Below are 7,736 nucleotides of genomic sequence, written 5' to 3' on the forward strand. Positions count from 1 at the left end.
TGTAATCATCGGCATTGACTACTGCCTCGCTGAATTCACCACTTATTGTCAGGGTATCTCCAGTGTTGCCTGTAATAATGCCGCTGCCTTTTCCGGTAACTGTAACCATTCTGCCAATGTAGGCATCTGCTCCCCAGCCCGCCCCTGCATGAACTACTGTCGAAATAGAGCCGCCGGTTGCCACACCTGAGACATGGGCGCCACCGATGGAATCGCTCTCATATTCAGTTGTGCCGGTGCTTTCAAGGTCCAATACATTGAGAACTTCGATTCCCAGCTTGCCGGTAACACTGCCAACATTTTTCATAGCAGCATATTCGTTGACCACCGGAGTCATGCCGGGGTAGCCTTCGGCTGCATCAATTGCAAAAATCAGAGAATCAGTGTTTCCGCCATCTATGGTCAGGTCGAGGGTGCCGGCTGCAAACTGGTTGCCGGTAGAAGTTTCGGTGTCCTGGAAGAATGCCCAGGTGCCTCCGCCTACGAGGCCGATAACCATCAAGGCTACGATTGATAAACCAAGAATCTTTTTCATTTTTTTTCTCCCTTTAATTTTTTTAATGTTGGATTGTTTAACTGTATTTACACTTCTCATTTTTTAAACCATCTCATACGCAACCTCTCTCCTTACTCCTGATAAATTTTTTATTACTGTTTTTAAAGGCAACTCCGCACGGGGTAAAACATAAAAGGGGTTGCCATGAAAATAAATTATACAGTCGTCTTATGCAACACCTCCTTGACAATTTCCTTGAATATCAAACCTAAAAAGATAATCGCCGGCACAATGACAACAACGTACCAGCCGATTTTGGTATGCATGAAATCGACCAGATAACCCAGTTTGGGTACTTTAAATATATAAGTTCCTACGATTTGAGAGCTTTCTACCGGAGTACTGTCAGGTTCTTCTGTAGCATCCCCTTTGGTAATATAAGAGCCGTCCTGCAATGACACGATCCGATGGGTAACCAGTTCATTACCGTAACGGAAGGTGATAATTGTTCCGGGGCCGATACCGTTGCTGAATAATCCGTCCGGCGGGCCTATGAGAATAAGGTCGCCCATATTGATAGTCGGCGTCATGCTTTCGCTTTTCACCAGATACATATCGTATTTCGGTGAAAAATAAATAAAAGCCAGGCCTGCTATCACAAGACCCAGTAATATAGATATAATCCAGGTAAATATTTTCACTTAATTATTTATCTGGATTATATACGCTAAGCATAAGAGGCATCCAGTTTTTCCACCTTTTTCACATCGTATCCTAATGCCTCGAACACCTAGCCGATGGTGCATTCACCCACGATTTTTTCCCGCCAGAAACGGTCAGGGAGCACAATGTAGTGATTGCACCTGCCTTCTTTTACTTTTGTCACATAACCGGATTCGGTGAGATTGTCGATAATAGTGTTGACACCCCTTATACTCATGTTGGTACCCGAAGCTTTACTTCCATGAACTGGTTTGTAAAAATATTCTGGTTTCAAATTTTTTATAACAATAATAATAGTTGTTACTAGTAAAATATAACATAACTGTTGTACTATTTGCAATAGAAAATTGATCCATCAAACTTAAAAGGATAAACAATCACTGAACTATTTGTCAAGAATTATTCTGCAGGAATTATTCTGCAGGTTTGCCACAATACTGCGCACCTCAGCAAGGTCGATTGGTTTGGTTATATATCCAGAATGATGAGGTTTGGCGATTGAGTACAGGCGATATTCAGGGCTTCTATGCCATCTTTAGCTAGTATTACCTCGTAACCTTTAGGGGTGAGTACTGCTTCCAGCAGGCGACGGCTCATTTCATCTCCATTTGCCACCAGTATTTTTGCTTTATGGTCTTCTATCTTTATCGCTTCTGTTTAAAACAACTAACCAATTTTGCCGTTTGTATAATTCAGTGAAGTAATTTCTGTCATGTGATTATGCCGGCTGATCAGCCTTGTTAAGCATTTTAGCAGTAACCTGTTTATTGATAGGCAAGGTAAAAGAGAAGCGGCTTCCTTTTCCTTCTCCTTCGCTCTCTACCCACAGCTTGCCTCCGTGCATCTCGGTTAAACGTCTGGATACAACCAGCCCTAATCCTGTCCCCGGTGTTTTGTCGGTTGTACCACCATGTATTTGGAAGAAGTTCTGAAACAATTTTTTGGTCAGCGGGTTTTATACCAATTCCGGTATCCGACACGCTGATAATAACTTCGCCATTTGTTTTCCTTCCCTCAACAGTGATAGCCCCGCCATCTGGAGTAAACTTGGTGGCATTCGAAAGGAGATTATATATGATTTGTTTGACCTTTCGTTCGTCGGCTTGAATTTCCACTTCGTCAATCTCGGTCGGGATTTTTAAAGAAAGGCTTATTTGGTGTTTCGATGCTCTTTCCCTGGTCATCACCATGCTGCCTTCCAGCAATTCCTTAATGTTTATTGCAGACATTATTAATTCCTCTTTGCCGGCTTCGATTTTGGAAAGATCCAGAATGAGTACACCATCAACCATGCTCTTGAATATGGCCGCATAAGCAATCGGCTTGATATCAAATAACTGAAAGCGGGATAATTATCCCCAGATATAGAGCCGGGCCGGAAATCCCGGTATTGATGAGCAAATTAGCAAAGTCTTCCAGCCAGCCCACAAAATAATCTTCTTCCTGGTAATAAATAATTTTTAGTGTTTCCATTAAAAACCACCTGCCCCAAATGCGGTTCGTCATCTCTCCAATCAGTATATTTAAAAAACATGCATAAGCAAAAAGCCTTACCCGAGTTTTAACTCATACACCTGTTCGTTGACTTCGGTGCCCCAGGTAGTTCCCAGGTGCTGCTCCACAACCTTAAAGCCGTGCCTGGTATACAGATGGCAGGCAGCACCGAGCCCTTCGAAACTCCACAGAAAAACGCGCTTGTAGCCCCGGCTGTGGCAAAAATCCAGAGCGGTTTCTATCAGCCGGCTCCCTATGCCTTCTCCCTGTCGGCTTTCAGAGACAATAAACCACCTCATATGCGCTCCTTGGCTTTCGGCATGGATTCCATCGAGAGCTATAGAACCTTCAATAACACCATCAACGGAAGCGGTCCAGAAACCATCTCGGTTACAGTCATACCTTCGGATGAATTCTGCCAGTTCGGAGGCTACTTTAGCCTCGAAGAATGAGTTGAAGCCCCAGTGCCTGGCATAGTATTTGCCATGCAGTTCGGCTACCCTGCCAATTGAACCGGGTATGTACCCTTCTGTTATCTCTATATCCGGCACGTTCATATGATTATTTTAACCATAGGCAGCCCTTAATGCCAACAGCCAGTCTCTAGCACATAGTTGCATTATGAGGAAGTATTCTCAAAATTCATATTGACACACCACCAATTCGGTTATATATTTCATAAAGGATTAATATCAGGCAGGAGGATGGCGATGCAACCAGTCAAGGATAGCGAGAGAGTAAACAGAATGCTTGAAAAGGGGCAAACCACCATACTGGACCCCTCTACCGGATACAAGTACAGTATTACCGCCTGTTGCCCTGCGGATGGCAGTTTTTCTTCAATTTCCGAGATTGAAAAAAGCGGAGAAAGCATAACCAGAACAGTGTTCAGATGCCCCCAATGCGCAAACCCGTTTGAATCCAAGCCGGAAGATATCTATCTTTGGTAAAAAGACTCTAGCCTGTATAGCAGGCAAAGCCTACCGTACCGGTACCAACAGCGTATCTCATAACCGTGCTGAGTTCGGTCACCCAGAGTTCCCTGCAATTGAACTCGGCGGCAATACGCTCCTGAAGCTTCCTGACCTCATGCTCAGCGCGAGCATGCATCACCACGAAATGCACCGCTTGTCGCCGACCGAATGCCTGAACAATCGCACAATCCCGGCTAATACTTTCGTTGTGATTCAATACTATGCCTGAATAAAAAGTAACCAATCCAATAATGGAATTCTTGCGTCAACTCGGGTAAACTGCTGCTTGCCACAGGAAAACACTGTATTATGGGAAATAAATCAAAAGAACTGATAAACAAACTGATACATGCCTCGCGAGCGTGGGCTGTGGGAGATGAAATCGACGCATGTCAATTAGCAGGGTTGAGAGAAGAAGCTATCAGGATAAACCACAAACACTATTTCCAGAATATTCCCGTTTATCGCAAATTGGTACTCGAAGAAGGATTGGGAGAGAATGCTGATGTTGCTTCTATCAGGAAAAGACTGATGCTCTCTGCTGATATTTTCAAGAGCTATGACCAGGCATGGCTGGATGAAGCAAACTTCTCCCGAATGACCGATTGGCTTTCCGGCATCTTCCACCGTCGAATTGATATCGACCCTTCTTACCTGAAAACTATGGACGAATGGATCGATGAGCTCGGTAAGGCTGGTATTCATGTTGTTTACAGTTCGGGAACCTCTGGAGCATTCTCATTTGTTCCCAGAGCGCTGGCAGATCGGGAATTATCCCGCAAAGCAAATACCAGCTATCTTTCACCACTTATTGTCAATCGGCTTACAGGAGCGTATCCCGGCTGGCTGGCAAAGTCTGCTATCCGCCTGATACCGCTGGAAAAATTAACGCGGATGATAACTGCCAGGAGTTTATCCGGTTTTGATGCTGCCTTCCTTGGCTTCCGCTGCGGGCGCATGGGTAACCAGGCACTCATCGAAGAACTCGCCCCGCTTTTCAACCAAAATTATTTTCTGTATGACACGGCTATTACCGGCACAGCTTTGCGTTGCCTGCGGCGCGGCTGCCAAACACAGCAAGAACACCGGCTCGTCAGAGAACTGAAAGCAGTCACTATTGAACACAAGGAAGCCGGTTATCTGCGCATGCTGGATAACCTCAAGCAGTCAACACGTAACGGCCGTAAGGTTTTCATCTTCGGAGCACCTTATCAATTTATGGAGCTGGGAGAGGTTATTGCCAGACACAATAAACGGCTAAACCTGAAAAAAGGCAGCCTGGCATTATTTGGTGGATGATGGAAATCTTTTACCGGTATTGAATTGAGCCGCCAGACCCTGGTAAACATGGTTACTGATACTCTTGGGGTGCCATCGGAAATGGTTCTGGAAGGGTATTCCATGACAGAGGTCAACGTTCTGATGCTGCGCTGTAAAGAAGGCCGCTTCCACATTCCACCACTGATAGAGCCGGTAATTTTTAATGATGAACTCGATCCGCTGGAAGGAGAAGAATTAACCGGAGCTTTCGGGTTTCTTGATCCTCTTGGAGTATCTTGCCCGGGCTTTATCATCAGTAGCGACCAGGTTACCCTGACATACAAACAATGCAGTTGCGGGCTATCCGGCCCATCCATAACAACTATCGGCAGGCTTCCCGGCAGCGAAATCAAGGGCTGCGGGGGCATTATGGGTTCTATGCTGGCTTGAGGAGGGATGCGCCATGGAAAAATTGTACGGTCAGAACACCTTGCTTACATGTAAAGATAGTATTATACGAGTGCCCTTCCTTGTTAAAGGCAACCTGGTAACACCACCGGAGATTACCCGCTCGCAGATCGAATCCGCTTTTAAACAATTTGACCGGAACGCCACATGCATTCACCTGGCCGGCGCGCAGGTGCTACGCGAACCGATTATTGATCGCAATACCATGAGATACACCGGTGATTACATCTATCAGATCATGCCGCAAGTTAACGCCCGCGAGCTGATAGAAACCGATTTCGATAAACTTGCCTCCGAGCTTTATTTACTCAGCGTGGAAGACATCTTATGCTATATGGAGAATATTCTGGATGGAATCCTGGCCAACGGCAGCCTGTTGGAAAGTGTACTCGAAACATTGCGCCTGACCTCGGAATGCCCGTATACCTTTCTTCGTGAGTGGGCTGTATCTCTCACCTCTTCGTTCGACCGGCTAACTGCCCGGCGCATCATAGATAGTGAGCTTTCGTACATGGGGCAGCCCGGAAGCATTTTCCTGGATGGCTGGGCAGAAGCAGATTTCAGCAGTGAGGGCCAGGAAAAGTTATTTGTACGTGCTATGCCGACCCGTCAGCTTCATATTACTGCCGGTAACGCTCCAGAGGTACCAGTGGTTTCAGTTCTTCGAGCGGTCCTTACCAAATCCGCCGCTGTGATAAAGTTGCCCTACGGAGCGACTGCGGTCGGGGCGTTATTATCACTGGCAGCAGCAGCCGGAGCACCCGATCATCCTGTCACCAAGAACCTGTCAATCGTCTACTGGCCAGGCGGTGAAGAGAGTATCGAAAATGTTCTATTCGGACCGGGTTCTTTTGACAGGATAGTAATCTGGGGCTCACCAAACGCCGTATCATCAGTAAGATCCAGGACGCCTTTTACAAAAGTATCGAGCTTCAATCCACGGTACGGAGTCAGCCTGGTCGGCCGTGAAGCCTTTGAAAATGATATTGAAGCGGTAGCGGAACACACAGCGCGTGACGTTATGATATACAACCAGAAAGCTTGCACTTCTTCCCTGGTGCAATACGTCGAAGGTACTCTTGAACAGGCGGAACACTTTGCCAGATTACTGGCAGCAGCGCTCGAACAGCATAACATCAAGGCTCCCGGCTTCACACCTCCATCCGCCACCGGGCAGATTAAAAGAATGAGACGGGGGAAATATGCTGCTGGAACCTGGTGTATAAATAACTATATGGGGAACTATTCATCTGGAACAGTGGTTATCCCCGGCGAGTTCGATATCCTGGACCATCCCATGTGCCGGCTTGCGATCATACGCCCGGTAAGTTCTCTTGATAATGCCTTGAAATATATGAGCCAAAACGTCTCTACAGCCGGCGTCTACCCTGAAGACAGGCGGCTGGAACTCAGAGACAGGATTCTGGCAAGGGGCGTCTCCAATGTCCTGCCACTGGGAGAGTGTGGGAAAGCTTACCCCGGAATGCCGCATGATGGAGTACTTGCCCTCAATGAGCTGGTAGACTGGAAGATCAGTTAAATTAACGTACCTATTGCTAGTTCTGGCACTGGGATTGAATGGCTGGGCTTGATTTCACTAAACCCCGATATGTAATTTGGATGAGAAAAGGTTTAAAGTCCTCTCAATTTTCCCTGGATCAGAACCGCTTGTCACGTTTTTATCAAATCTAGTCAAGGGGATTTGTTTATCATTTTTTTGCCATTAGATGTCACAGGTCTATGAAACAATGAAGGTGTATGATACACTGGCTGAGGTTAAAGCTAGATTTGGGAGATCGCCAACACCCAACATACCGAATACAACTGCTTCTGACACCGCATGGTTCCCGATGGCAAATCAAAAAGGAAATCATACAATACAACAAAATATAACAAACTCAATGTTGCAGATTGGAGCAATAAGACAGGACAAGCATGGAGAATTTTGTTATTTATAAACTTATATTTACATGCGAAGCTATCACAGATATTAGTTTACCAAGCTACAGCGGTTCCAGTTTACGCGGCGCTTTCTTTGAAGCATTGCGGCATGATTTCTGTCTTAATAAAAACATGGCGACATGCCTTCACTGTCCTACCTCTGAAGTCTGCCCAATTTGCCGGTTGGTGGCAACAGTGGAACACAGTAGTGAACGCGGTGCAGAAATCCCGCGGCCTTTTTCCCTGCAGCCAATCATCAAGGATAATGCCAATTTCAAACCCGGGCAGCCTTTCTCTTTTGGTATAACTATATTTGGGCAAACCCTCGCGTTATTTCCTTATGCAATCCTGGCTATCCAACGTATGGGACAAACAGGTAT

General features: G+C 46.0%; 13 protein-coding genes. 5 read left to right on the top strand and 8 right to left on the bottom strand.

Annotated features, from left to right (window positions below; all coding sequences use genetic code 11):
- The 7 genes from PHX29_06550 to PHX29_06580 all read right to left on the bottom strand — a co-directional run.
- Window positions 1–535: TasA family protein (locus PHX29_06550; protein MDD5605543.1), on the bottom strand; the 535-nt coding region annotated here is incomplete at its 3' end.
- Window positions 536–711: 176 nt separating this feature from the next.
- Window positions 712–1,197, bottom strand: a complete 486-nt coding sequence (locus PHX29_06555) for a signal peptidase I (GenBank protein MDD5605544.1) — start codon at window positions 1,195–1,197, stop codon at window positions 712–714.
- A gap of 89 nt (window positions 1,198–1,286) precedes the next feature.
- Window positions 1,287–1,436: a hypothetical protein gene (locus PHX29_06560; GenBank protein ID MDD5605545.1), complete on the bottom strand. Its 150-nt coding sequence runs from the start codon at window positions 1,434–1,436 to the stop codon at window positions 1,287–1,289.
- 251 nt (window positions 1,437–1,687) lie between these two features.
- Window positions 1,688–1,834 (bottom strand): hypothetical protein, encoded by a 147-nt coding sequence (locus PHX29_06565; protein MDD5605546.1) that lies wholly within the window; start codon window positions 1,832–1,834, stop codon window positions 1,688–1,690.
- A gap of 149 nt (window positions 1,835–1,983) precedes the next feature.
- Complete coding sequence (locus PHX29_06570; protein ID MDD5605547.1) at window positions 1,984–2,511, bottom strand: HAMP domain-containing sensor histidine kinase; 528 nt, start codon at window positions 2,509–2,511, stop codon at window positions 1,984–1,986.
- A gap of 37 nt (window positions 2,512–2,548) precedes the next feature.
- The gene (locus tag PHX29_06575) at window positions 2,549–2,692 is read right to left on the bottom strand and encodes a hypothetical protein (protein MDD5605548.1); all 144 of its coding nucleotides are present in this window, start codon (window positions 2,690–2,692) and stop codon (window positions 2,549–2,551) included.
- A 77-nt stretch (window positions 2,693–2,769) separates the two neighbouring features.
- Window positions 2,770–3,270 carry a GNAT family N-acetyltransferase gene (locus PHX29_06580; GenBank protein ID MDD5605549.1) on the bottom strand — a complete coding sequence of 167 codons (501 nt, stop codon included), beginning with the start codon at window positions 3,268–3,270 and terminating at the stop codon, window positions 2,770–2,772.
- A 153-nt stretch (window positions 3,271–3,423) separates the two neighbouring features.
- Between PHX29_06580 and PHX29_06585 the strand changes: the two genes are divergently transcribed.
- Window positions 3,424–3,663 carry a hypothetical protein gene (locus PHX29_06585; protein ID MDD5605550.1) on the top strand — a complete coding sequence of 80 codons (240 nt, stop codon included), beginning with the start codon at window positions 3,424–3,426 and terminating at the stop codon, window positions 3,661–3,663.
- Between the two features lie 7 nt (window positions 3,664–3,670).
- On the opposite strand, the gene PHX29_06590 is transcribed toward PHX29_06585, so the two are convergent.
- Window positions 3,671–3,904, bottom strand: a complete 234-nt coding sequence (locus PHX29_06590; GenBank protein MDD5605551.1) for a DegV family protein — start codon at window positions 3,902–3,904, stop codon at window positions 3,671–3,673.
- Window positions 3,905–3,996: 92 nt separating this feature from the next.
- Here PHX29_06590 and PHX29_06595 point away from each other — a divergent pair, with 92 nt between their 5' ends.
- From PHX29_06595 to PHX29_06610, 4 genes are all read left to right on the top strand, one after another.
- Window positions 3,997–4,986, top strand: coding sequence for a hypothetical protein (locus PHX29_06595; GenBank protein ID MDD5605552.1), 990 nt, complete (start codon window positions 3,997–3,999; stop codon window positions 4,984–4,986).
- Window positions 4,987–5,010: 24 nt separating this feature from the next.
- The gene (locus tag PHX29_06600) at window positions 5,011–5,397 is read left to right on the top strand and encodes a hypothetical protein (protein MDD5605553.1); all 387 of its coding nucleotides are present in this window, start codon (window positions 5,011–5,013) and stop codon (window positions 5,395–5,397) included.
- Between the two features lie 13 nt (window positions 5,398–5,410).
- Window positions 5,411–6,955 carry an acyl-CoA reductase gene (locus PHX29_06605; protein MDD5605554.1) on the top strand — a complete coding sequence of 515 codons (1,545 nt, stop codon included), beginning with the start codon at window positions 5,411–5,413 and terminating at the stop codon, window positions 6,953–6,955.
- Window positions 6,956–7,350: 395 nt separating this feature from the next.
- Window positions 7,351–7,736: hypothetical protein (locus tag PHX29_06610; GenBank protein MDD5605555.1), on the top strand; the 386-nt coding region annotated here is incomplete at its 3' end.

Source organism: Dehalococcoidales bacterium (assembly GCA_028717385.1).
Lineage (GTDB): Bacteria > Chloroflexota > Dehalococcoidia > Dehalococcoidales > CSSed11-197 > CSSed11-197.